22 protein-coding genes are annotated in these 24,102 nt (G+C 58.8%); 11 read left to right on the top strand and 11 right to left on the bottom strand.

Annotated features, from left to right (window positions below):
- Positions 1-44: 44 nt before the first annotated feature.
- Positions 45-1,199 (top strand): CAF17-like 4Fe-4S cluster assembly/insertion protein YgfZ, encoded by a 1,155-nt coding sequence (locus HMPREF2860_RS01660; protein WP_083300208.1) that lies wholly within the window; start codon positions 45-47, stop codon positions 1,197-1,199.
- Positions 1,200-1,459: 260 nt separating this feature from the next.
- The gene (locus HMPREF2860_RS01655) at positions 1,460-1,642 is read left to right on the top strand and encodes a DUF3073 domain-containing protein (RefSeq protein ID WP_005511943.1); all 183 of its coding nucleotides are present in this window, start codon (positions 1,460-1,462) and stop codon (positions 1,640-1,642) included.
- A 343-nt stretch (positions 1,643-1,985) separates the two neighbouring features.
- Here the strand turns inward: HMPREF2860_RS01655 and purM are convergent, their stop codons facing one another.
- The 3 genes from purM to HMPREF2860_RS01640 form a co-directional block, all read right to left on the bottom strand.
- Positions 1,986-3,050 (bottom strand): phosphoribosylformylglycinamidine cyclo-ligase, encoded by a 1,065-nt coding sequence (purM, locus tag HMPREF2860_RS01650; RefSeq protein ID WP_049181152.1) that lies wholly within the window; start codon positions 3,048-3,050, stop codon positions 1,986-1,988.
- A gap of 158 nt (positions 3,051-3,208) precedes the next feature.
- Positions 3,209-4,777, bottom strand: coding sequence for an amidophosphoribosyltransferase (gene purF / locus HMPREF2860_RS01645; protein WP_038626484.1), 1,569 nt, complete (start codon positions 4,775-4,777; stop codon positions 3,209-3,211).
- Between the two features lie 51 nt (positions 4,778-4,828).
- Entirely contained in the window at positions 4,829-5,269 is a 441-nt protein-coding gene (locus HMPREF2860_RS01640; RefSeq protein ID WP_038626486.1) for a sterol carrier family protein, read from the bottom strand.
- 29 nt (positions 5,270-5,298) lie between these two features.
- Here HMPREF2860_RS01640 and HMPREF2860_RS01635 point away from each other — a divergent pair, with 29 nt between their 5' ends.
- Entirely contained in the window at positions 5,299-6,306 is a 1,008-nt protein-coding gene (locus HMPREF2860_RS01635; protein WP_038626488.1) for an acyl-CoA thioesterase, read from the top strand.
- Here HMPREF2860_RS01635 and HMPREF2860_RS01630 read toward each other — a convergent pair.
- On the bottom strand, positions 6,303-7,010 hold the full coding sequence (locus HMPREF2860_RS01630; RefSeq protein ID WP_016421393.1) for a hypothetical protein: 708 nt from the start codon (positions 7,008-7,010) through the stop codon (positions 6,303-6,305). The genes HMPREF2860_RS01635 and HMPREF2860_RS01630 overlap by 4 nt on opposite strands.
- Positions 7,011-7,129: 119 nt before the next feature.
- On the opposite strand from HMPREF2860_RS01630, the gene HMPREF2860_RS01625 reads away from it, so the two are divergent.
- Positions 7,130-8,143, top strand: a complete 1,014-nt coding sequence (locus tag HMPREF2860_RS01625; protein ID WP_070560553.1) for a hypothetical protein — start codon at positions 7,130-7,132, stop codon at positions 8,141-8,143.
- A 6-nt stretch (positions 8,144-8,149) separates the two neighbouring features.
- Here HMPREF2860_RS01625 and HMPREF2860_RS01620 read toward each other — a convergent pair whose 3' ends face one another.
- The 5 genes from HMPREF2860_RS01620 to HMPREF2860_RS01600 all read right to left on the bottom strand — a co-directional run bounded on the left by HMPREF2860_RS01620 (position 8,150) and on the right by HMPREF2860_RS01600 (position 13,384).
- Positions 8,150-8,641, bottom strand: a complete 492-nt coding sequence (locus HMPREF2860_RS01620) for a glutathione peroxidase (RefSeq protein WP_049181154.1) — start codon at positions 8,639-8,641, stop codon at positions 8,150-8,152.
- Positions 8,642-8,687: 46 nt separating this feature from the next.
- Complete coding sequence (locus tag HMPREF2860_RS01615) at positions 8,688-9,497, bottom strand: polysaccharide deacetylase family protein (RefSeq protein ID WP_222867384.1); 810 nt, start codon at positions 9,495-9,497, stop codon at positions 8,688-8,690.
- Positions 9,498-9,589: 92 nt separating this feature from the next.
- Complete coding sequence (bluB, locus tag HMPREF2860_RS01610) at positions 9,590-10,261, bottom strand: 5,6-dimethylbenzimidazole synthase (protein WP_049181155.1); 672 nt, start codon at positions 10,259-10,261, stop codon at positions 9,590-9,592.
- A 4-nt stretch (positions 10,262-10,265) separates the two neighbouring features.
- Entirely contained in the window at positions 10,266-12,485 is a 2,220-nt protein-coding gene (locus tag HMPREF2860_RS01605) for a S9 family peptidase (RefSeq protein ID WP_370547586.1), read from the bottom strand.
- Between the two features lie 5 nt (positions 12,486-12,490).
- Positions 12,491-13,384, bottom strand: coding sequence for a phosphoribosylaminoimidazolesuccinocarboxamide synthase (locus tag HMPREF2860_RS01600; RefSeq protein ID WP_070560550.1), 894 nt, complete (start codon positions 13,382-13,384; stop codon positions 12,491-12,493).
- A 296-nt stretch (positions 13,385-13,680) separates the two neighbouring features.
- Between HMPREF2860_RS01600 and HMPREF2860_RS01595 the strand changes: the two genes are divergently transcribed.
- From HMPREF2860_RS01595 to HMPREF2860_RS01565, 7 genes are all read left to right on the top strand, one after another.
- Positions 13,681-15,003 carry an acetyl-CoA C-acetyltransferase gene (locus tag HMPREF2860_RS01595; RefSeq protein WP_038626498.1) on the top strand — a complete coding sequence of 441 codons (1,323 nt, stop codon included), beginning with the start codon at positions 13,681-13,683 and terminating at the stop codon, positions 15,001-15,003.
- A gap of 47 nt (positions 15,004-15,050) precedes the next feature.
- Entirely contained in the window at positions 15,051-16,409 is a 1,359-nt protein-coding gene (locus HMPREF2860_RS01590; RefSeq protein WP_038626500.1) for a 3-oxoacyl-ACP reductase, read from the top strand.
- Between the two features lie 53 nt (positions 16,410-16,462).
- On the top strand, positions 16,463-17,425 hold the full coding sequence (locus HMPREF2860_RS01585; RefSeq protein ID WP_070628503.1) for a MaoC/PaaZ C-terminal domain-containing protein: 963 nt from the start codon (positions 16,463-16,465) through the stop codon (positions 17,423-17,425).
- A gap of 355 nt (positions 17,426-17,780) precedes the next feature.
- On the top strand, positions 17,781-18,245 hold the full coding sequence (gene nrdI, locus HMPREF2860_RS01580; RefSeq protein WP_080971522.1) for a class Ib ribonucleoside-diphosphate reductase assembly flavoprotein NrdI: 465 nt from the start codon (positions 17,781-17,783) through the stop codon (positions 18,243-18,245).
- Positions 18,242-19,246, top strand: a complete 1,005-nt coding sequence (nrdF, locus tag HMPREF2860_RS01575) for a class 1b ribonucleoside-diphosphate reductase subunit beta (protein WP_080971523.1) — start codon at positions 18,242-18,244, stop codon at positions 19,244-19,246. The genes nrdI and nrdF overlap by 4 nt, the downstream gene beginning before the upstream one ends.
- Before the next feature lie 42 nt (positions 19,247-19,288).
- A complete protein-coding gene (locus tag HMPREF2860_RS01570) occupies positions 19,289-19,864 on the top strand; it encodes an NADPH-dependent FMN reductase (RefSeq protein WP_016421405.1) in 576 nt (191 codons plus the stop codon).
- Positions 19,865-19,984: 120 nt separating this feature from the next.
- Complete coding sequence (locus HMPREF2860_RS01565; protein ID WP_038626511.1) at positions 19,985-20,680, top strand: VOC family protein; 696 nt, start codon at positions 19,985-19,987, stop codon at positions 20,678-20,680.
- A 2-nt stretch (positions 20,681-20,682) separates the two neighbouring features.
- On the opposite strand, the gene HMPREF2860_RS01560 is transcribed toward HMPREF2860_RS01565, so the two are convergent.
- On the bottom strand, positions 20,683-22,662 hold the full coding sequence (locus tag HMPREF2860_RS01560; protein ID WP_070432127.1) for a vWA domain-containing protein: 1,980 nt from the start codon (positions 22,660-22,662) through the stop codon (positions 20,683-20,685).
- Positions 22,663-23,124: 462 nt separating this feature from the next.
- Positions 23,125-24,054 (bottom strand): alpha/beta fold hydrolase, encoded by a 930-nt coding sequence (locus tag HMPREF2860_RS01555; RefSeq protein ID WP_038626515.1) that lies wholly within the window; start codon positions 24,052-24,054, stop codon positions 23,125-23,127.
- Positions 24,055-24,102 lie beyond the last annotated feature (48 nt).

Here is a 24,102-nt window from a genome sequence, read left to right as displayed (position 1 = left end):
CTGGTTAACATGAGGGAGTGAGTGTTGAGTATGTAAGTCCTTTGATGTCTCACGTGGCTGGTGCCGCTGCCCTCGAATTGGGCGGACAGACGGTAGGTTTAGAGAAGGCCTCAGAGAACGCCCCAGACGGAACCTCAGCGAAAAACGTCGAGCAAACCACAGGGCAAGCTAGCGTGGCATGGCACTACGGCCGTCCACTGGTAGAGCAACGTCATCTACAAGAGGACTGCGGAGTAGTAGATCGCTCGTACTACCGCGTTATTGAGGTTACTGGCGAGGATCGCCTGACCTACCTCAACACACTTTTTTCACAGAAGGTCGACGATGCCACCCCCGGCACTGTCACTGAAGCCCTGAACCTGGATGCCAACGGTCACGTTCTCCACCACATGACGCTGACTGTTTTGGACGATTCTGTGCTTATCGACGTGCCCCCTGTTGGCTTCGACTCCCTGCTGAAGTACCTGAACATGATGGTGTTCTGGTCCAAGGTGGAAATTGCTGAGATAGAACGGGCGGTTATTTCCGTCATGGGGCCGGATGCCCCTGAGGTACTGGTGTCCGCCGGCCTCGCATTCCCGCAGGTGGGCAAGGCTACGACGGTGGGGCATTCCTATGTCCGACACCTGCCTTGGCCACGCGGCGGACGTGTGGATGTGCTCGTGCGCCGACAGGATTTAGTCGGTGCTTGGGAAGCGCTGATGGCCGCTGGCGCCTCCCCAGTTGGACTGATGGGATGGGAGGCCGAACGCGTAGTCTCCTTGCGGCCGGAGCTGGGAATCGATGTAGATGAGAAGATGATTCCGCATGAGGCTCCGCGCTGGATTGCCTCTGAATTCGACACGGCTGCCGTGCACTTGGACAAGGGCTGCTATCGCGGCCAAGAGACTGTGTCTCGAGTCCACAATGTTGGTCGCTCCCCCCGAGTTTTGGTGATGCTGCAGCTCGACGGCTCAGCTACTCTGCCGGAAACCGGCGATCCAGTGATGATGGGCAAGCGCGCCGTGGGCCGCGTAGGCACCGTCGTGCAACATGCCGATTACGGCCCGATTGCATTGGCTCTGCTTAAGCGCTCGGCGCAGGAACGCGAGGGCCTTGTGGTGGGTGACTGCGCCGTGGCCGTCGACCCTTCCTCCATCGACCGCGTCGAGCAGCTGCCACCGGGTCGTGTGGCCATCAACCGCCTGCGTGGGAAATAAGTAACGGGAAATAGGTAAAGCCACCAGACAGAGTGGTGAAAAAATAACTTTTTCCATTCTTTTTCAGAAAGGTTATTCCCCCAGTTCACAGTACATATTGAGTTGCCTGAGCGCGAGGACACAACCCACTATGGGCCTCCCCGCGTAACCCCTTCGTCTAAAAATCAGCTATGGTGTCTTACAGGAATTAACGCAATAAGACATAAGTGGGTCGGCCGTATCCCCGTGCCGTCCCACGGATTACACAAGGGGGTCAGGCCATGGGTCGCGGCCGTGCGAAAGCAAAGCAGGCGAAGGTTGCCCGTCAGCTCAAGTACGATTCACCAGAAATGGACTTGGAGCGTCTGCAGCGGGAACTCGTCGGCAAGTCGAACGAGTCCGATCGAGACGACTATTACTCTGACTGGGAGGAATGGGCCTCAGGCGCTGGTCGCGACAGCTAGCGTAAGCTAACCGCTGTCGTATTTTCCGCAAAGCGTTTCTATTTCAATAAAACAAGCACCCGCCAACGATTCCGTTGGTGGGTGCTTGTTTTTGCTTAGTGACCGCGTTTATGCTCGGCCGATTATGCTCGGCCGTGGCGGATCGATCCGAGTTACTGACTGCGTTTATGACAAAAATAGCCCGAAAAACGGCTCGGAAGTGCCATAAACTCGCACAGTTTCACATTTGCAGCCCGTGGTTTTGGGGATCTCAGCTGCTCAACCCGGATGTAGGCGGCTCAGCAGTCGGCCACCCTCCACAGTAGACCAGCCGCCCCAGTCCCGACCAGCCGAAGGCCAAAGCTTAGAAGCGCGGGTGGCTGCCGCGTAAAACAGCCCTATCCTCGCCGGCCTCGCTCTTGCGGACAGTACCCAGCTCCCAAGCGTTGATGTGGCGGGCAGTCAGCAGAGCCAGTGCACGATCGCGATCCTCTGCAGAAACAATCGCAACCATACCAACACCCATGTTGAAGGTCTTCTCCATCTCCTCGCGGGAGACGTTGCCGAGCTCAGCAATGGTCTTGAAGATCGGGCCCGGGGTCCATGTTGCGCGGCTCATGTCAGCGGTCAGGCCTTCCGGCATGATGCGAACCATGTTGCCAGCCAATCCGCCACCGGTGACGTGGCAGAAAGTGCGGACCTCTGCCTCGTTCATGAGAGCCAGGCAGTCCTTCGCATAGATCTTGGTTGGCTCCAGCAGCTCCTCACCGAGGGTACGTCCGAAGTCTTCGACGTAACCGTCGAGCTCCAGACCGGCCTTCTCCAGGAGAACGTAGCGAGCCAGCGAGTAGCCATTGGAGTGAAGTCCAGAGGACTCCATGGCGATAATGACATCGCCCTCACGCACGCGGTCCGGGCCGAGAAGCTTGTCCTCTTCCACGACACCGACGCCGGTAGCGGAGACATCGTACTCGCCTGGTTCCATCACACCCGGGTGCTCTGCAGTCTCGCCGCCCAGGAGGGCGCAACCCGCCTGGACGCATCCCTCGGCGATGCCGGAAACGATCTCGGCGACGTGCTCCGGCACGACCTTGCCAATTGCGATGTAGTCCTGCAGGAACAGCGGCTCGGCGCCGCACACGACCAGGTCATCGACGACCATGGCGACCAGGTCCAGGCCGATGGTGTCGTGCTTGCCGACGGCCTGCGCCACGGCCAACTTGGTCCCCACACCATCGGAGGATGCGGCCAGCAGCGGCTTTTCGTAGTTGCCCAGTGCAAACAGGCCGGCAAAACCGCCGAGCCCGCCACGGACCTCTGGGCGAGTGGCCTTCTTGGCAATCGGGGCGAATAGTTCAACGGCGCGGTCGCCGGCTTCGATGTCGACGCCGGCTGCAGCGTAGGAAGCACCAGAAACGTTCTCGGTCATTAGAGGCTCTCGCTTTAAACTTTCTCCCCCGGGCGGCGTTACTGCCGTATCCGGGAGTATTGGCGGACCGGGAACAAAGCAACGGCTGCAATCCACAGCACCGCTTACGCCTTGTTCTCGGTTCAGTTCTCGTAGTTCATTCTAAGGAGGTTTCGAAGCTAATTGCTCGTTGCGGCTTTGGCAGCCTGGGCTGCCTGCATCCTCTCCACAGCTGCCGCATTCGGATTGCCCTCCGGCAGACCCAGCGGGTACTTGCCATCGAAGCAGGCACAACAGACTTCGGTCTTTGCCTGCTCGGAAGCGGCGACCATGCCATCGATGGAGACAAATCCCAGGCTGTCGGCACCAATCGCGGTTGCGATACCGGCGACGATGTCATTTTCATCCACGCCGTTGGCCAACAGCTCGCCCGGAGAGGCGAAGTCAATGCCGTAGAAGCACGGCCATTTCACCGGCGGCGCGGCGATGCGCACGTGCACTTCCTTCGCACCGGCCTCACGCAGCATGCGAATCAGGGCACGCTGAGTGTTGCCGCGGACGATGGAGTCATCAACCACGACCAAGCGCTTACCGGCGATAACTTCCTTCAGCGGGTTCAGCTTCAGTCGGATGCCCAGCTGACGAATCGTCTGCGAAGGCTGAATGAAGGTACGGCCCACGTAACCGTTTTTGGTCAGCCCCTGACCAAACGGAATGCCCGATTCCTGGGCATAGCCAACCGCCGCCGGGGTTCCGGATTCCGGCACCGGCATTACTAGGTCACCGTCAGCCGGGAACTCACGCGCCAACTGGCGACCTAGCTCAAGGCGCACGGCATTGACAGAGCGACCACGGATGTTGGAGTCCGGGCGCGCCAGGTAGACGTACTCGAAAATGCATCCTGCGTGGGTAGTTTCGGCGAAACGCTGCGAACGGACACCGGAGGCATCAATGGCCACCATCTCGCCCGGCTCAATCTCGCGGACGAATGATGCACCGACGATATCCAGCGCACAGGTCTCAGACGCAACTACCCAGCCACCGGACAGGCGGCCCAAGCACAACGGACGCACACCGTGTGGGTCACGCGCAGCGTACAGCGTTTCGCCATCGGTGAAAGTAAGGCAGAAGGCCCCCTTCAGGCGCGGCAGAAGCGTCAGCGCAGCCGCTTCCACGTTGGTGCTGCAGCCGTGGTCTTCTGGGTGATCAACCTTGCCGGTTTCGTCGGCAAGCAGTGCGGTCATAATTGCGGAGTCGCTAGGCAACTCTCCCTGATCGCGCATCAGCCCCTTATCCACTGCCTCACGGAACAGCGTGAGGTGGTTGGTCAGGTTGCCGTTGTGCCCCAGCGCGATGTCCGTGCCGTCGGAAGCCATCTGGAACATCGGCTGTGCATTCTCCCACGCAGGAGCTCCAGCGGTGGTGTAGCGCGTGTGCCCGACGGCTACGTGCCCCTTCAGAGCGTCGAGCGTCTGCTCATCAAAAACCTGGGAAACAAGCCCGAGATCCTTGAATACGAGAATTTGGTCGCCGTCGCCGACTGCGATACCGGCGGCTTCCTGGCCGCGATGTTGCAGGGCAAACAAGCCATAGTAGGTGAGTTTGGACACGTCTTCGCCAGGTGCCCAAACGCCAAAGACGCCACATTCTTCACGCGGGGATGTCTCCCCCAGATCGTCGTAAGGCGAAATTGGCAACAGTTTGGTCTTTGGTGCACCTGAAATGTTGGTATCGGCCACGACATTCACACTAATAGCCCCACCCGCCCGGGCACCAATTCAGCATCCCCCCAACGGGTTTTAAGAAATGCGCGCCACCGGCAGATGATTCCCGATTTCCGCCGCACGCGTGCCCGACATATCGATGTGCGCCTGCACCTGCTCTAACGTGATCATTCCGCACGCGAGTCCCAGCCAAATCTCCGGCGACATCTCCACGACATTGGGCGGCGTACCGCGTGTGTGCCTGGGCCCCTCAATGCACTGGACCGCGACGAAGGGCGGCACGCGCACCTCGACGCTATGCCCCGGCGCCTCTTGGGCGAGCATCCGCACGGACAGACGCACCGCTTTGGCGAGGCTCGCACGGCTTAACGACGGCCCCTGCGCCCCATCTGCCCCGGCGAAGGAGGCAGCCTTTTGGTCAGATAGCAATTCGCGGCCGAGAAGACGTTGCGCCGCCCAGGGTGCGGCGGTGGAAAGAGCGCTGCGAACGTCGAAAGGCGAGATTTTGGATACCATAACCTCATCCTAGAGTTATGCTTTCATATATGGATACGCAGTCAACTGAAAAAGCTGAACAGGTGCACGCTCCAGCGTCACCATCTCTTGTACTCCGTTTTATGGCGTCGCCGACCGATGTCATTATGGCCGGAACCAATTCCGTCCACGGCGGCCGTGTGTTGCAGTGGATTGACAAGGCCGCTTACGCCTGTGCGACCGGCTGGTCGGGACGCTACTGCGTGACTGCGTACTTCGGTCACATTCACTTCACTCGCCCGATTCCCAGCGGCCACATTGTTGAGGTGCGCTCCAAGATTGCGCATACCGGTCGCAGTTCTATGCACATCGTCAACGAGGTGCTCTCAGCTGATCCGCGCGAGGGCAAGTTCACCCGCGCAGCTGACTGCCTAGTGATCTTCGTGGCCATGGATGAAAATGGTAAGTCGACACCGGTTCCGAAGTGGGTGCCGCAAACGGAGGAAGAAGAGCGTGTTGAAAAGGCCGCTCTTTCCCGTTTTGAGCTCCGCCGCGACATCGAAGCCAGCATGCGCGCGCAAACGTACTCCGCGGATTCCTCTGCACCCGAGCTGACCACACGTTTCCTGGCAAAGCCGACCGATGTTAACTGGGGCGGAAACGTCCACGGCGGTACCGCCATGGAGTGGATTGATGAGGCTGCGACGGCAGTTACCACCAACTGGGCGGGACGCCAGACTATTTCCGTGTACGCAGGTGGTATTCGCTTCTACAACCCAATCCACATTGGCGACCTAGTTGAGGTGCGCGCACGCATCCTGCGCACCGGCACGACCTCGATGCACCTGTCGGTGCAGGTCTACTGCTGTGAGCCCCGCAAGGGTGTCGGCGGACTGCGCAAGGCTCTGCACTCGACCATGACTTATGTCGCAATTGACGACGATTTCAACCCACAGCCGGTACCGCACTTCCAGCCGACGACGGATGAGGACAAGCGCCTGCACGCTCACGATCTGTCGCTGAAGGCGCTGCGTGACAAGTACAGCCCGCTACCGCTGATTGAGCGCGAACAGGATTAAGCCGCCTGGCCGCCCGGCTTCCTGTTTTTCCACCAGATGGATAGGAACATCCAGCCAATCAGCGCGAAGGTGATGTAGGTGACGTACCGGTCAATCGTCTGCAGGGAGCCCTGGATACTTGGGCCAAACTTCAGGCCCAAGTACAGGTAGAAGCACTTGAGCATTGCGGCACAGAGGAAGAGGTACACACCTACTACCCAGCCGCGCACCTTCGCAATACCACCGATGGCCACGACGATCGTGGCCGGAATCGGCGAGAATGGCACAAACGATGCCAGCACACTCAGCCCGATGCGTTCATAGATGAAGTTCTCCATCTTCTTAAACCATCGCGGTGGATGGCCGCCGAAACTCATCGTGATGAATTCCGTGCCCCACTTCTTGCCCATCCAGTAGAAGAACGGCATGAACTTAATTGTCGACAGCGCCGCAATCACCACAACAGCGAAGAGGAAGAGCGGCCTATCCTCGTTTTCCGACGCGAGAATCAGCACCGAGAGATTCGAGCCCGTCAGCCACGTATGCAAAAACGTGTACTTGAGCAGCAAAACCGCGCGGAACGGGATAATTGCAAAGCCGTACACGGCAACCAGCATCAGCGATGCATAGAGAAGCTTGTCTATTTTGTCCGGCTCACGCAGGAAGCTCGGCAGATCCTCACGAGGGTCGTGCTCGGCCTCGTTACGCATGTCGGGTGAAGTCATGAACCACAGTCTAACTGCACGACTCCTTCCGCAGCAGGAGCCGCAGACTATGCCATTACGTACGGCTCAGACGCACTCGCCAAGGACGACCGCAGTGCCGCCTACTATCCTGGGAAGATATGACCACCGATTCACCCGCGCCTGTGCCCGCACAGCAGCCTCACGCACCACGGTCTGAGTCTTCCTCACCATCGCTTGACGACGGCCAGGAGAACGCATCCTCACCGAGCATGCTGCAACGTGTTCGCGCCGCTATCCCGCCTGTGTCCATCCTGGTACTGACGGCGGTATTCCTCTTCGCCGGGTGGTTCACGCTCTTCGGTCCTATCAATGTTCTGGCTTGGCGTGGTGGCACGTTCCCCCGCACCGAGGCAGACCGCCCCTACTATCAGCAGGCTCTGAAGGATGTTGCGCGCTATCAGTACGAGGAGCAGCCCTCCCCTGAGGTTTACTTCGGCCTGGCGTGTGGCGCTACTGATGCCGACATCCGCAGCGTTATCCCCAAGGTCGGCGAGCACCCGAATTCAGACGCAGACCCAACCGCTGATGAAGATGCCGTCACCGCCGCTGCTGCTACCAGGCCGGGTTCTGCACCTGCGGCTACGAACCAGACATCGAAGCTGAATCCAAACCTTGACGCATTCGGAGACACGGTCGACTGCTCCGGTTCCTGGACTGCGCCATTCTTGTCATTCCTACTCGCATCCGCGGGTGTTCCGGTCTTTGATACGCCCGAGAATTCGGCTGCCAATAGTGCCACCGACAACAACAGCACAGAGCAGTACAACACTGCGCAGAACAGAACAGCGCAGAACAGCACTGCCACAACCGAGAACCCATGGCTGGTTGCGGATGTCGAACAGCTCATGGATGCCTACAAGGCACATGATGCTTTCGTCACCGACAAGGACTTCTCTCCTCAGGTGGGTGACATCATTTTCTACCGCTACCCCGCAGGCCTTGGGGTGCACGCCAACATGGTTGTCGCGGTTCAGGGTGACTGGGTCACCATCGGTGGCGATGAGCTTGGCAAGGTCGGTCTAGCTAGCATGACCTTGCGGAACCGAGGTGGCATCGTGGGCTACGGCACCACGGGCTACTTCGAGCAAGCACCGCTGGACGCCAGCAAATAGCCAAGTTTAAATAGGCAAGTTTTCCTCGATGAGGTCGCGCAGAGCGTCGTCGTCAGGTGAGACCTTGGAGCGGAAACGGCCGATGACCTCCCCCTCGGGCGAGATAACAAACTTTTCGAAGTTCCACTTCACGTCCCCAGCCTCGCCGTCGGCGTCCGGGGTTTCCTTCAGCAGCTTGTAGAGTGGGTGAGCGCTGTCGCCGTTGACCTCCGTCTTTTGGAAGAGCGGGAAGGTGACGCTGAATTCGCGCTGGCAGAACTGCTTGATTTCCTCGGCACTGCCGGGCTCTTGCCCGCCGAACTGGTTGCAGGGGAAGCCGAGGACGAAGAAGCCTCGGGGTGCGAGTTCGTCGAAAAGTCCTTGCAGATCGTCGTACTGATCCGTGAAACCGCACTCCGAGGCGGTGTTGACGATAAGCAGAACGTGGCCTGCCCAGTCGTTCATCGTTGCTTCGTTGCCGTCGATAGTGGTCACTGGGATGTCGAAGAGATTGCTCATAAACCCCACACTAGGGCAGTCCCACGATAGCCGTCAGAGGTGACGACTAGCCGACCTGCTCCATGCCTTCAAAGAACTCGCGGCCCAGCGGCACCGAAGAGTGGTTGACCGGCTGCGCACCCCCATCGACCGCCTGGTCAATGATGCCGACAACATCCTGGCGCAGCTTGTGCTCCCGCAGTTTCGAAGCGTTAACGGAGATACGCACCGCGCGGCCCTTCTCCAGCGAGCGCTGCACTGAGGAGCGCACCGCGCGGCGCCACCAACCGGCGCCGCCGAAGCCCTCGCCGATAGCCAGCACGCGAGTTGGATCAACAGCACCAGTGATCAGGTCGCGGACCCCATTTCGGTCCGCTGCAACACGGAAGCCCAGCTCCGGCAACACATTCATGGTCTCTGGCGACATGGTCCACTTCGGCGGTGCAAAGACATCCGTCTCAAAACCCATCGCACGCATCTGGCGCGTTGCGGCAATCAGGCGCAAGCGCGCTTCATGTTCGCTCAACGACGCAAATTCCGCGCCTCGGCCTCGAACCGACTGATCGAACCCCGCGAGAACAATCTCGATGCCGTCATCGCTACGACGGCGGAGCCAATCCAGCACCGCCGGAGCTTCCCGCAACGACCAGTTCTTACCCGCATGCGGCGCTACCAGCAGAGACGGCGTAATACCGCGCTGTTCCATCGCTGCCACGAAACGAGCGACATCGAGCAATGTGCCATCGCGCAAACCCGACACCGACACCAAAAGCGGCGAACCGACCACACCACCGTCAATAGTTACGAGCTCTTTGCCCGCTGGACGAACGACCTGGTCTGTCGTCCGAATCTGTTCTTGCACCCCGCTGCCTGCCATGGATTCAACAAAAACAGGCGTATGTAAATTTTTGGTAACGGAGAGGACAAAGCTTGGAGAATACTCAGAGGCCTTTCAAGTAAGAGTTCAGATTATCCCCAGTGCACAACCTCATCGAGCGCCAAACCCTTGCGCCAACCAAACTTCTCCAAGTCACGCTCCGCGGCCAGGTGCGTTACCGGACCAATGCACAGCCAGGCCACCGGCCGCACGGGCGCCTCGACACCGACAAAGTTGGCCAGGAAATCCTCATGGTAGAAACTGACCCAACCGACGCCGAGCCCCTCTGCCGTAGCAGCCAGCCACAGATTCTGAATAGCCAGCGCGACTGACATTAACCCGGTGTCATCGACGGTGTCGCGGCCGAGAATGTTCTTGCCGCCACGGGTCGGGTCATAAGTGACGACGATGCCCGTTCCCGAGTCCACAATTCCTTCAATCTGAATCGGATTGAAAGTCTCGCGCCGCTCGCCTTCGAGTTTGGCTGCGAATTCAGCGCGGCGTCCGGCTACATGGTCGGCAAACTGCTGCAGGCGAGCCGAATCCTGAATGATGTGAAAGTCCCATGGTTGGGACAGCCCCACCGAAGGAGCGGCGTGAGCGGCCGCCAACACGCGCATCAATCGCTCCCTGTCCAACTTTTCTCCGGCGAATTCGCGGCGGACATCCCGCCGCCGAAAAAGCGTGTGGTAGACGGCCAACTGATCGTCGGAAAGCGAATCGGTGTCAAAACCCTGCGCGGACAGCAGCGTGCGCATATCCATGCCGTTACTCCACCGCACCAGCAGTGTGGACAATCCAGGCATACTCGAAGGCAGTCTGATGCCAGCGTTCGTAACGGCCAGAAACACCACCGTGACCAGCGGACATCTCGGTCTTGAGCAGGAACTGGCCCGGCTCGCCGCCGACAACTTCGCGCAGCTTGGCGATCCACTTTGCCGGCTCCACGTAGAGCACGCGAGTGTCGTTCAAACTAGTAGTCGCGAGAATCTTCGGGTACTTCACATCGGCCGAGATGTTCTCGTACGGCGCGTAGGAGGCCATGTAGTCGTAGACCTCCGGGTCGTGGTACGGATCGCCCCACTCATCCCACTCCACCACGGTCAGCGGCAGCTCTGGCATCAGCATGGACGTCAGGCAGTCGACAAACGGGACCACGGCCTGAATGCCCGCGAACCTATCGCCAGCAATGTTTGCGACCACACCCATCAGCATGCCGCCCGCTGAACCGCCGAGCGCTACCAACTGCTGGCGCGTGGTCCAACCAGAATCCAGCAGGTAGTCAGCGACGGCGACGAAGTCAGTGAATGTGTTCTTCTTCGTGGTTGCGCGACCGTTCTCCCACCAGCCACGACCCATCTCGCCGCCACCGCGGACGTGTGCAATGACAAAGATCATCCCACGATCCAGCAGCGACAGCCGGGCGATGGAAAAGCCCGGATCCATCGAGGATTCGTAGGAACCGTAGCCGTAGAGCAGCGTCGGATTCGGCGCATCCAAATCCAAATCCGCGCGGTAAATAATCGACACCGGAATCTGGGCACCATCGCTTGCACTCACCCATTCACGCTTGGCGACGTAATCACCGCGATTAAACTCCCCGCGAATCTTCTGCTCCTTGAGCAGCACCCGCTTGCCCGAGGCAATATCAATCTGCCAGAGCTGCGACGGCGTGGTGAAGGAGCCGTAGGCGTAGCGCAACACCGGGGTGTCCCATTCAGCGTTGCCGGTAGTGCCTGCGGAGTAGAGCTCTTCGTCGAATTCGAGCTCGACGAAGTTCACAGCGGACGCTGGCACTGGGTCGGCAGCATCGCCCGTCTCAGCGGAGCCAGCACCATCCTCGTCCTGCGCCAATACCGCCAGCGCCACACGACCAATACCGCCGCGACGGTACCCAAACGCGATGTGCCCAGCGAAGCAGTCAACGCCCTCAACACGGACGTCATCGCGGTGAGCAACCAGCTCAGTGAGATCCGAAATACTGTCGAAAGACCCCACCGGCACCATGGCCAGTGCGAAGTTCGAGCCAGTTATATTGTGTGTAATCAGCCACATATCCTGGCCGCTAATGACGGCGTGATCGATGTCGTATTCAACACCGGACTCGCGCGGGCGCACGCAGGTGAACTCACTGGTCGGGTCACTGGCGTCCAGGTACCAGACCTCAGAGGTAATCTTCGAGGAGCTCTCAATAATCAGGTACTTTTCGCTGCGTACCGTACCGACTCCGACCCAGTAGGCCTCATCGGGCTCATGGAAGACACAGACGTCGTCCTCGGTAGAGGTGCCTACGCGGTGACGCCACACGGAATCCGGCCGCCAGGCTTCGTCGACCTTCTGATAGAAGATCCATTCCGAGCCAACCCAGGTAGCACCTGCGGCGATGCCCGCAATTTCGTCGTCAAGCAGTTCGCCCGTGCGCAAATCCTTTACGCGCAGCGTGTAGCGCTCGTCGCCTGTGACGTCGGTGGAGTAGGCCAGCAGATTGCCGTCCGCGGAGACGCTCGCTGCGCCGAGGGCGAAGAAGTCGTGGCCTTCGGCCAGCTCGTTGGCATCCAGGATGACCTGTTCTCCTGGTGCCGGAGAGTCGTCCGCAATGGTCGGCGGAGTCCACGCGGCAAGACCGTCACCGGCCTCCGCACGCACGCGACAGCTCATCCCGTAAGACTTGCCCTCCTGCGTGCGTGAGTAGTACCACCAGCCATTAAGGCGAGTTGGGACCGACATGTCGGTCTCCTGCACGCGTGACTTGATTTCCTTAAAAATCGCGTCCGCGGTGCCATCAAGATCGGAGGTAAAAGCCTCCGTATAGGCATTTTCAGCCTCTAGGTATTCGATAACCTCGGGGTTTTCCTTATCGCGGAGCCACTCGAAGCTATCGGTGAAGTCCCTTCCGTGGAAGGACCGAGTCACCGGCTTCCGTTGTGCACGGGGTGCGGGCAAATCCTTTTTTGCAGGCCTGCCGACGGATGCCGAGTCCAAGGTCACTTCGCTCACGCAGGTTCTCCAATCCAGTCCGAGAAGCGGCGGCCTGACAGTCGTTCGTAGGCCTCAACGTACCGCTCGCGAGTTGCTTCCACAACACTACCTGGCAGCGCCGGCGGCGGAGTGCCCTCGTCCTTCTTCCAGCCGGACTTGGAGCAGGTCAGCCAGTTTCGGACGTACTGCTTGTCGAAGCTCGGGTTAACCGAACCCTCCTGGTAGGAGTCGGCTGGCCAGTAGCGGGAGGAGTCCGGGGTGAGAACCTCGTCGGCCAGCACCAGGTTGCCGTCGGAGTCGAAACCGAACTCGAACTTGGTGTCGGCCAGGATGATGCCGCGCTTAGCAGCCAGCTCAGCAGCCTGGGTGTAGATACGCAGGGTGGCATCGCGCAGTTCTTCGGCACGCTTCTGCCCCAGGGACTCCACAACGGCGTCGAAGGAGACATTCTCGTCGTGCTCGCCCAGTTCGGCCTTGGTGGCCGGGGTGAAAATCGGTTCTGGCAGCTTGGAGCCCTCGACGAGGCCCTCTGGCAGCTCAATGCCACAGACAGTGCCGTTTTCCTTGTACTCGACGAGACCCGAGCCGGTCAGGTAGCCACGTGCGACACACTCGAATGGCAGCATGTCCAGCTTCTTGCACACCAGCGCACGGCCGAGGCACTCTTCCGGAATGCGCTCATCGTCAGCCGGGCCAGCCATATGGTTCGGAAAGTCGATCTCGTCGAAGAAGAACACGCTCATCGCGGTGAGCACTCGACCCTTGTCAGGAATCGGGGTCTCCAGAATGTGGTCGAAGGCAGAAATACGGTCACTGACCACAAGCAGCAGAGTCTCAGGGTCAATCTCGTAGATTTCCCGGACCTTGCCCGCGGAAAGATGGTTATACGAGGAAAGTTCAGGTCGCATGGCGATAAAGTCTAAACCCCTATACGCCTTTGCACTCTATTGATACCTCCGGCCGCCACCCCAACTAGTGGGGATTGACGCAATTACCGTCGTCAAGCGGGAAAAATTTTGAGATTCCGGACTGCTGCCCATCGAATTTTTCACAGGTGGACGACGGTGTTTACCCCTCACCTCCCCCGCTCGGTAGATGACCGGGCAAAAATATTTCTAAAAACGTGACAGAAAACACCGATACCAGTATTGTCTAAATTTAGTAATTCACGTCACACTTCAAGGATTTTGAAGGGAACAATCACATGGCAGCTCAGGCCAACAATAACTCTCTGCGCCGCGCGGTCGTCGTCGGCGGTAACCGCATTCCGTTCGCTCGTTCTAATAAGGAATACGCTAACGAGTCGAACCAGGACATGCTGACCGCTGCAATCGACGGTCTCGTCGCCCGCTTCGGTATCGGCGGCGAACGCCTCGGTGCAGTCTCCGCCGGCGCTGTGCTGAAGCACTCCCGTGACTTTAACCTCACCCGTGAGTGTGTCCTCGGCTCCGCACTGGCGCCGGACACCCCGGCTTTCGACATTCAGATGGCATGTGCCACCGGCATGGAGGCCCTCAACTCTGTCTCCAACATGATTAAGCTGGGCCAGATTGACTCCGCTATCGCCGGCGGTGTGGACACCACCTCCGACGCTCCGATTGCTGTCAACGACCGTCTGCGCAAGATCCTGCTGGAGGCCAGCCGCCAGAAGTCCACTCTGGACATGGCAAAGGTCTTCCTGAAGACCCGTCCGTCCGACCTGGCTCCGGACACTCCGTCGACCGGCGAGCCCCGCACTGGCCTGTCCATGGGTGAACACCAGGCCATCACCACCGCCAAGTGGGGCGTTACCCGAGCTGAGCAGGATGAGCTCGCCGCCGCTTCCCACCAAAACATGGCAAACGCTTACGACGAGGGCTTCTTCACTGACCTCGTCACCCCGTACAAGGGCGTTTCCCGTGACACCAACATGCGCCCGGACTCCACCCCGGAGAAGCTGGCCAAGCTCAAGCCAGTCTTCGGCCGCGGCCTGGAAGCAGAGCCGACCATGACCGCCGGTAACTCCACTCCGCTTACCGACGGCGCCTCTGCCGTCCTCGTCTCCACCCCGGAGTGGGCCGCTGAGCGCGGTCTGCCCGTGCTTGCCGACGTCGTCGATTCCGAGGCAGCCGCAGTTGACTTTGTCCACGGCGACGAGGGTCTGCTGATGGCTCCGGCTTACGCCACCCCGCGCCTGCTGGCCCGCAACGGCTGGACCTTCGACGACTTCGACTTCTTCGAGATCCACGAGGCTTTCGCCGGCACCGTCCTGTCCACTATGAAGGCATGGGAGGACGAGGAGTTCTGCCGTACCAAGCTCGGACTGGAAGGCCCGCTGGGCTCGATTCCGCGCGAGAAGCTCAACGTCAAGGGCTCTTCCCTGGCAGCCGGCCACCCATTCGCCGCTACCGGCGGCCGCATTGTGGCAGCCCTCGCCAAGATGCTGCGCCAGAAGGCAGACGAGACCGGCAAGACCACTCGCGGCCTGATCTCCGTCTGTGCCGCGGGCGGCCAGGGTGTTGTCGCAGTTCTCGAGGCTCGCGTCTAAAAGCGCACCACCGATAAAGACACTTTTACTTTCAAGGAGAATTTTCCATGACCGATAAGTACCAGGAACTCGTCAACGGTGGTCCGCTCACTGGACTGGCTAAAGCAGCTGGCCTGCCACAGCCACCGTTCCTGCGCCGCCACAAGCCGGGCGGTCCGCTGCTGAACAACGACAAGGTGCTCGTCACCGGCGAGGGTGCAGATGCAGACGCAGTTGCAGCTCAGCTGACAGAGTGGGGCCTGCAAGTTCGTCGTGGCAACGCCGCTGACGACAAGATTGGTGCCATTGTCCTCGTCGCCACCGAGGCTAAGCGCCCGTCAGAGCTGCAGGGCCCGGTGCTCGCTGCTGCAAAGCACATGCGCAAGCTGGACAAGGGTGGCCGCATCGTCACCGTCTCCCGCGCCAAGGATGCTCACCACAACGCAACTCCGGCCGAGATTGCTGAGAACGCTGTCGCCGGTGGTATCGAGGGCCTGATTCGCTCCCTCGGCCACGAGGTTCGTGGCGGCTCCACCGCTAACGGCATCCTCGTTGCTCCGGGTGTCTCGGTCACCGCCCCGTCCGTGATTTCCTCCCTGCACTTCTTCCTCTCCGGCCGCTCGGCCTTCATCGACGGCCAGTTCCTCCGCGTCTCCTCCGACGCTGGTGAGATCCCAGCTGACTGGGATAAGCCGCTGGCTGGCAAGGTTGCCGCTGTCACCGGTTCCGCCCGTGGTATCGGTGCCGCTATCGCTCGTCAGCTCAAGGCTGACGGCGCAGAGGTCATCGTCATCGACGTTCCGCAGGCTGGCGAGGCGCTGTCCAAGGTTGCCAACGAGCTCGGTGGCCTGGCTCTGCAGCAGGACATCACTGCCGACGACGCCGGCAACGCCATTGCCGATGCTGCTGTGGCCCGCTACGGCCGCCTGGACATCGTCATCCACAACGCAGGTATCACCCGCGACAAGATGTTCGCCAACATGGACGACGCCAAGTGGGGCTCGGTCATCGCCGTCAACATCGAGGCTCAGCTGAAGATGAACGAGCAGCTGCTGAACCACAAGGCCTTCGAGAAGGCTCCGCGTATTGCCACCATGGCTTCCACCTCCGGTATCGCAGGTAACCGCGGTCAGACCAACTACGCCACCTCCAAGGCCGGTGTTATCGCAATGGTCGAGGCTTACGCTGAGGAGTTCGCTAAGCGCGGCGGCAACATCAACGCTGTTGCTCCGGGCTTCATCGAGACCGACATGACCGCTGCTATTCCGTTCGTCAACCGCCAGGTTGCTCGACGCGTGAACTCGCTGCAGCAGGGCGGCCAGCCGGGCGATGTCGCCCAGGCAATCGCCTTCCTGGTCTCCGACCGCGCGCTCGGTGTCAATGGCCACGTCCTGCGCGTCTGTGGTCAGAACATCGTCGGCGCCTAAGCGAAGTCGTGACTTCCGCATAGGCTCCCGATAAGGAGGAAAGAGGAAAACTTATGGCTAAGACCCTGGACGCCATTCCCAATCTGGTTCCGCTCTACGCCAAGGCAGCTGCTGGTTCGGCAAAGAAGCGCCCGAACTCCACCGAAATCAAGGTCGATGAACTAGTGGTCAAGGGTGTCACTGTCGATGCCGACCGCGACCAGGACTTCCGCGACGTCGTTGGCGCCCCGAAGTCTGAGCAAGCGTTCTTCGGCCACATCCACGCCCTAATCATGCCCATTCAGATGGAGCTGATGGCTGGGGACGATTTCCCGCTGCCGATGATGGGCCTGGTCCACACCGAGAACACCTACCGCGAAATCTCGCCTGTCACACTCGGCGGCAAGGTTGATATCGCGGTGAAGGTTGCCGCATTCCGCGCTCACCGCTCGGGCACTGAGGTTGTTCTGGAGTCGACTGTTGCATCGTCCACATCCGGCGCCACCTTGGTCGAGGAGCAATCGGTGTACCTGGCCAAGGGCGTTCGCCTGAAGGACGCCGAGGGCTTCGAAGAGGTCCAGGCACAGCGTGAGGCCATCAAGTCCGGCGCCGAGACCATCAAGCGTGAGCAGTTTAAGGTCCCCTTCCCCACCGCTCAGTGGAAGCTGGCTGGCAACACCGGCCGCAAGTGGGCCAAGGTTTCCGGTGACTGGAACCCGATTCACATCACCTCTGTCTCCGCGAAGGCTCTGGGCATGCCAGCAGCGATTGCACACGGCATGTACACCGCCTCCCGCGCGCTGGCTGAGGCACAGGTTCTGCCGGGTCAGTCGTACGAGTTCCAGATTTCCTTCGGTGCGCCGGTCGTTCTGCCGACCACCATCAATGTCGCACTCACCCACACCGGTGACGGTGCAGGTGCTGCTCACAACCTGACTGAGAGCAGCTCCAACATCGGCCGCGCAGTCAACATTGTCGCGTGGGATCGCAAGAAGAAGCGTCCGCACTTCACCGGAAGTGTTCGTCCGCTGAAGTAGTTGATGCGAAAGCGCTGTAGAAAACGCCGCGCTTTGGAAAACCAGTCTCCTCATCGACTGGGCCTTTCCAAAGCGCGGCGGTTTTGTTTCCCTGTTGTGCTTTTGCCCGGGGCACGACTGGAGCCCCCTCCGAGAGACACCGCCTCCTCCCTCTCTCCCCCCCCGGCCGGCAACCCCGCCACTTTCCCGCCTTGAAGATCAGCTGCTGGGTTTTTCCGCCGATAATGCAGAGTCGCGGCTTTACTTCGCAATTGCGTGACTAAGCACTTTTCAACCGCATGTAGGCAACGCCTTGTTGACACCCCATTCACTCCTCTATTTTATGTTCAATCCATTGAACATAGGAGGTAATCGAGTGTCTTCATCATCGAAGACGCCGCTGACTTTCACGGAACTCCCACCGGAGGAGTCACCCCGAATCGTGTACTTCTCCAGTGCTTCTGAAAACACTCACCGGTTCGTCCAAAAGCTGGCTCAACCAGCAGCACGCATCCCGTTACATCCGCGAAAAGACGGAATGATTCGCGTTTGCAGCCCATTTGTCCTGATCACACCGACTTATGGTGGCGGATGTCGGCGCCGCGCGGTACCTAAGCAAGTCATCGCTTTTCTCAACGACGAAACCAACAGGAGTTTCATCCGCGGTGTCATCACCTCGGGCAACACAAATTTCGGCACCGACTTTTGCATAGCCGGAGCCATCATTTCTGCAAAATGCCAGGTTCCGGAGCTATACCACTATGAGCTACTGGGGACAGACCACGATGTGGAGAACGTCAAAGAGGGCCTGGAAAAATTCTGGAGGAGCGCTACTTCTTGAACATCTACAGCTATTCAACTACGCCACCGTCTTTTCGAAAGGACCCAGCTGCCCGCCTTCGGCCAATCAACTGGAACCGAGTGCAAGATGACAAAGATCTCGAAGTGTGGAATCGCCTAACAGCAAATTTTTGGCTGCCCGAAAAAGTTCCGCTGTCCAATGACCTTGCAGACTGGCGACGTCTCACCGATCTAGAACGCGAGCTGACCATGAAGGTCTTCACCGGACTGACCATGCTCGACACAGTCCAGGCGTCTGTCGGGGAGATTTCCCAAATTCAAGATGCCCGCACCGAACATGAAGAGGCCGTCTACACGAATATCGCTTTCATGCAAGCAGTGCATGCAAAGTCTTATTCTTCAGTATTTTCTACGCTATCCAATACCCCTGACATCGACGCTGCCTACCAATGGGCAGTCGCCAATGACATCCTGCAGGCTCGGTCAAAAGCTGTGCTCAAACACTATTACGGCGACGTTCCACTCAAGCGAAAGGCGGCAGCAACGCTTCTTTCGTCCTTCTCGCTCTACGCCGGCTTCTACCTCCCGCTGCACTTCGCATCACGTGGCATCCTGACCAATACCGCCGACATGGTGCGCCTGATTCTGCGTGACAAAGCTGTTCACGGCTATTACTCCGGCTACAAATTCCAGCGAGGCGTAGAAACCTACGACACCGCCACGCAAACGCAGATGAAGGCTTTCGTCTTCGAACTTCTCGATGATCTATACCAGCTCGAACTGAGGTACTCCGAAGCCCTATACCAACCACTCGGGCTCTACGACGACGTTGCCAACTTCATTCGATACAACGCCAACAAAGCGCTCATGAACTTGGGATACCCGCAGCGGTTTAACCATGAAGAGACCGCCTTCAAGCCCGAAATTCTCGCCGCCCTCACCCCGGGGTCAGATGAAAACCACGACTTTTTCTCCGGTTCCGGCTCCGCATATGTCATTGGAAAAGCCGAAGACACCGCAGATGAAGACTGGGATTTCTAAATCCACGTCTTTCCCCATACATCCTAAGAAAGGAACATTCGCATGACTGCACAGATTTCTATCCTGGTAGGAAGCTTGCGTCGAGCCTCCTATGCACGAAAGATTGCACTCAAGGCAGCCACGTACTTCCCCGATGACTTCAAAGTCGACATCGTCGAGATTCGTGACCTCCCTCTCTACAACTTCGACTACGACGACCCCGCAGTGTCCGATATTGCGACTCCCGCGGAATACACCAGTTTCCGGGAAACCATTAAAGCCAGCGATGGCATCCTATTTGTCACCCCAGAAAACAACCGCACAATTCCTGCAGCTCTGAAGAATGCCGTTGACATCGGATCTAAGCCCAACGGTGATGTGGCATGGAAGAACCTGCCCGCGGGAATTATCAGCCACTCCGTCGGCCGTATGGGAGGTTATAGCTCTCAGAAGAACTTGCGACTCGCGCTGTCGTACTTCGACATGCCGATGCTCGGTCAGCCAGAGGTCTTCCTGGGACAATCGCCAACACTCATTGACGAACAAGGAGAATTCACGTCGTCAAGCACTGAGGACTTTGTTCGCGACTACATCAACAGATTTGCAGACCTAGTTCGCGAGCAGAGCCCACGCCACTAACTGAAATCCCCTAATCAGCGCAGCGTTACTGGGGATATCGCCGTATGAAGATTCTTCACTGACTAGGATCAAACGCTGCGTTCTCTGCACGGCTAAGCGCTCGTCGTTAGGCTCATTTTCATGACTGTTTCTATCTCGGCCGTGATCGCGCTTAACGACGACCCCCGCGCCGCTGCGCGGTTTTACGCCGAAGGTTTTCACTCCAACATCAAGCCCAACTCCACCACGCTCACCATCGGCGGGATGGACTTCGAACTCATTGAGAACGGGAACCGCCGATTAACCCCCGCTGTGTCTTTTATGGTGCGATTTGCCCCTGGTCAGGAAAACCAGCTACGCAGCCTGTGGGAGCATCTGATGGCGGGTGATGAAACCATCAGCGGTGGTGCTGCACTCATGCCCCTGACCAGCTACGATTTCTCGCCGCTCTTTGGCTGGTTGGTCGACGGCAATGGGGTCAACTGGCAACTGATGATTAATTCCTTAACCAGCGGGGCTGCAAGCACGGACTCTGCCGCAAAGACAGCGAATCCCGCCGTTATTCCCTACTTCATGTGGACAGGCGACGAACCACAGGCTGCCGCCGCCACCGAGGTATACAACCAACTTTTCGGGTCAGAGAATTTCATGACGCTCGACTCGCCGGGCATGCACAATTTCACCTTCGGCGACGGTGTGGCGATGCGTCTCTCCAGCGATTCTGCCGAAGAGGTCGAAAGCGCCTGCCAAGCGCTTGGCCTTACAGGCGCTGAGGTTGCCGAGGGCACGGAAGCCGTCGTCAAGCCTGACCGATTCGGCGTGTACTGGACGCTCTAGCGTTACTTACGGGTCAACGCGATTGTCGCGCCGATGACCAAGACTAGAAGCACTGTCCCCATAGAGAACCACATCATCTTCGAGGAGCCGTCATCCTCGTTTTCTTCGGTGGTCTTCGGATTCTGCTGGCTACTAGTCGGGGTTTCGCTACTTGGCGACTTGTGCGCGACCTGTTCAAAAGCTGGGCCCGGGATCTTCTCGCCGACCAACTCCGTGGTCAGCTGGTAAGTCACCGGGACGTTTTGAACATCCGCGACATCGTGGGATTTACCGGCGCCCCAACTGTTGTTGAAGAAGACAACGATGTACTGGTCACCATCCAGCCACGCTCTTTCAGCCTCGTAATCGCCCGACTTTTCGCCATCTTCGCCGATCCGATTGCGGTAGTTAATCCGGGCCGAGTTACCAAATGTTGTCTCTTCGCCAATCTGGTGTTCATTTACCGGACGGTTTTCCTCGCTACCGGCGAGCTGGCGTGCCGAATTCAGCGTCTTGATATCCAGGCCGGAGATTTGTGCAAGCTTGTCCGCTTCTGGGGCGTCAATGAGTTTGACGGCGCCGCGGAGCTGCTGCCCATACTCGGACTTGATCTTGTACACGTGCGTCTCACCAGGAACAATGTCGGCCGTGACGCTGCTGATGTTGTCGGCAGTAAGTTCCGTGGCGTCATCGAACCACGAACCTGGGGTGACCTTCTTAGCCTGATCTGCTTCCGGCGTCGCGGGCGGAGGGTTCAAGCTCTCCTTGTCGGACGGGAACGCCTCCGGCACATCAGTCAGGTTTTCGTTGGCGAAACGCTTGATGATCACTTCTGCAGGAATGTCCTGACCTTCGAAGGGGCCTCCTTTTCGGGCCACGGAGAACACCATATTGCCCGACTTACAGTCCCCCTCCGCTCCTCCGGGCTGCTTGGTTGTTATCGATGCGAAAAAGGGGCCATTGGAGTCGATGATGCCATTGCCGAAATCATTGGCAAGGAAGCAACTGCTGTCGTCCAAATGCATAGTGAGCGCGAAGTTGCGGATATCTAGGTCCATCAAAGTCGCGCCTGACGACGCTCCCGGCAACGTGGCCGCACTAATTGCAAGCCGCTCTCCCTCAGCGACCGGGACGGAGAAGTACTCAGCACCGTCGCCTTCCTGATTACTGATGCTGCGCTCGGACTCAGGAGTCTTTTCCCGCAGCTTGGTCGAGAACGTTTCCACGTCGGCAGGCACCTGGGTAGCGCTCGTAGGAGCGTCGCCGCCCTGTATCTCTTGCGCGCTGGACTGCGCGGTGCGTGCGGTGCGGGTCGCCAGCGTCTTCATGGACTCAGCCAGCGAATCGGAGTCCTGGGCGTCTAGGTACTCGCCGCCTGTGGCCTCAGCAATGCACTCAAGTTCAGCACGTGCGCCCGCATCAACGAGGAAACCAACTGTGTTGATGACCAGATCAATGCCCTGCTGCTTGAGTTCTTTGGCTACCTCGCACACCGGTGGCGGAGCACAGGTGTCCTCACCATCGGAGACCAACACAATCGAACGTTGCCCTTCTTTCGGCAACTCATCGGCAGCCTGACGCAGCGCAGGCCCCATCGGGGTGTGGCCGGAGGCTTGGATCTTTCCTACTTCAGCAGGAATCTTCGCCGAGTTGCCAGCCTGCACGGGCAGCAGCGTGGTGATGTCCTGACAGCCAGCTTCCCGCTCCTCCGGCGAATTGCCGACTTCCGTGCCGTAGACCATGAACCCAATTTCGGAGTCCTCTGACACAGATCCCGCGAACTTACTCGTCGCGTCCTTCGCTGCCTCCATTCGGGTTTGGCCACCCGCATCGTCGGCAAGCATTGACCCTGAAGCATCCAGGATCACCATGGTTGGCGAGATAGTACTCGCAGTCTCTTGCGCCTGTGCACGCCCTGCTGTGATTCCCGCAAAAGAGCCTACGAGCACCAGCAACATGGAAATGGTGAGCACGACCGCCGAGAGTTGTCTTGTTCTGATCATGTGGTCGGTTCCTTTTCTTCCAGCGTGAAAAGAACGTTACCCGACAAAAGCATCCGCGCAATGGAAACTTATTAGAAGTGCGGTGGCTTTCTAGGGCTCACACAGGCGCTCCACTAGTGGCGCGAACCCCGAGCTAGCGCACACGTTCTTCCAGCACCTCTGGGTTAATAGACAAAAGGTGTGTCTGATTCTCAAGATAATGACTGGGCAGACACCAAAAATTACGGACTCCACACGTGAATACGGGCTGCAAATGTAAAACTGTGCGAGTTTATGACACTTTCAGACCATTTTTCGGGCCATTTCTGACATAAACGCAGTCAGTAACTCAGATCCCCCGCCGTCGCTGACATAAACGCAGTCAGTAACTCGCATTGAGGTAAGTATCGAAGGCCCCCCACCCGCCGACGCGCCGGTCGACACGCCGAGCGGGCACACTTTTCGCCTATTAACCAGCTCCCCTTAGCGGGACTTCAACCACGCCAAAATGTCGGCGTAGACCTCTTCCTTATTCAACTCGTTGAGAATCTCATGGCGACCATCCGGGTAGACCTTAAAGCGCACGTCCTTCTTCCCCGCGTTCAGGTATTTGCCCACGACCTCAGTCACACAGGCAGCGCCACCCGCCGGATCAACGGCACCGGAAACCACGAAAAGTGGCAGATCATCAGGCGCTTTCTCATAGGCTTCAGACGAATTCGCGTAGTGCGTGCCGACGAGAAGGTCACGGAAAAAGGCATTGGTGGGAACGAAACCACACTTGTCGTCCGCAATATAAGCATCGACAATCTTGTGGTCGCGGGTGAGCCAATCAAACTTAGTGCGGCGCTCAAAGCCCTTGTTGTAATCAGCAAAGGTGAGGGTGTTGAGCAGCTTGCCCGGCGCGGTAGGACGAATCTTAGCCAGCAGGTTTGCAACCTTCATTCCCGCATCGCCCTTAGCTCCTGGCCACGACACGGTGCCCATGATAATGACGCCGGTAAGCCCCTCGCCGTACTTGGCGATGTAGTTACGAGTCAGAAGTGACCCCATAGAGTGGCCGAGAATATAGTGCTTGCTGCCTGGGAATTCTGCATCAACGTACTGGCGCACTGCGTGGAGGTCTTCGAGAATTAGATTCCAGCCACCATAGTCAGCGAAGTAGCCCGGGATGCCAGCATCCGTCTTGGTCATACCGTGGCCGCGATGGTCGTGCGCGACGACGGCATAGCCCTGGGATACGAGGTATTCGGCGAATTTAGCGTAGCGGTTGGCGTACTCGACCATGCCGTGGACAATCTGCACCACTCCCTTAGGAGTAATGGGCGCGCCCTTGTCATTTTCTGGGACCCAGCGCAGCACATTCAATGTGGCACCCGGGCGAGAAAGCGAAGTCCTAACAGCCGATGTCACGTCGGGCACCTTTCGCGTAGAGGTTTCGATACTTATCGCTCATCGTAC

Origin of the sequence: Corynebacterium sp. HMSC064E10, from assembly GCF_001812505.1 — a bacterium.
Lineage (GTDB): Bacteria > Actinomycetota > Actinomycetes > Mycobacteriales > Mycobacteriaceae > Corynebacterium > Corynebacterium amycolatum.
The sequence above is the reverse complement of the archived record's forward strand: the minus strand, read 5'-3'. Positions and strand labels throughout refer to the sequence as shown.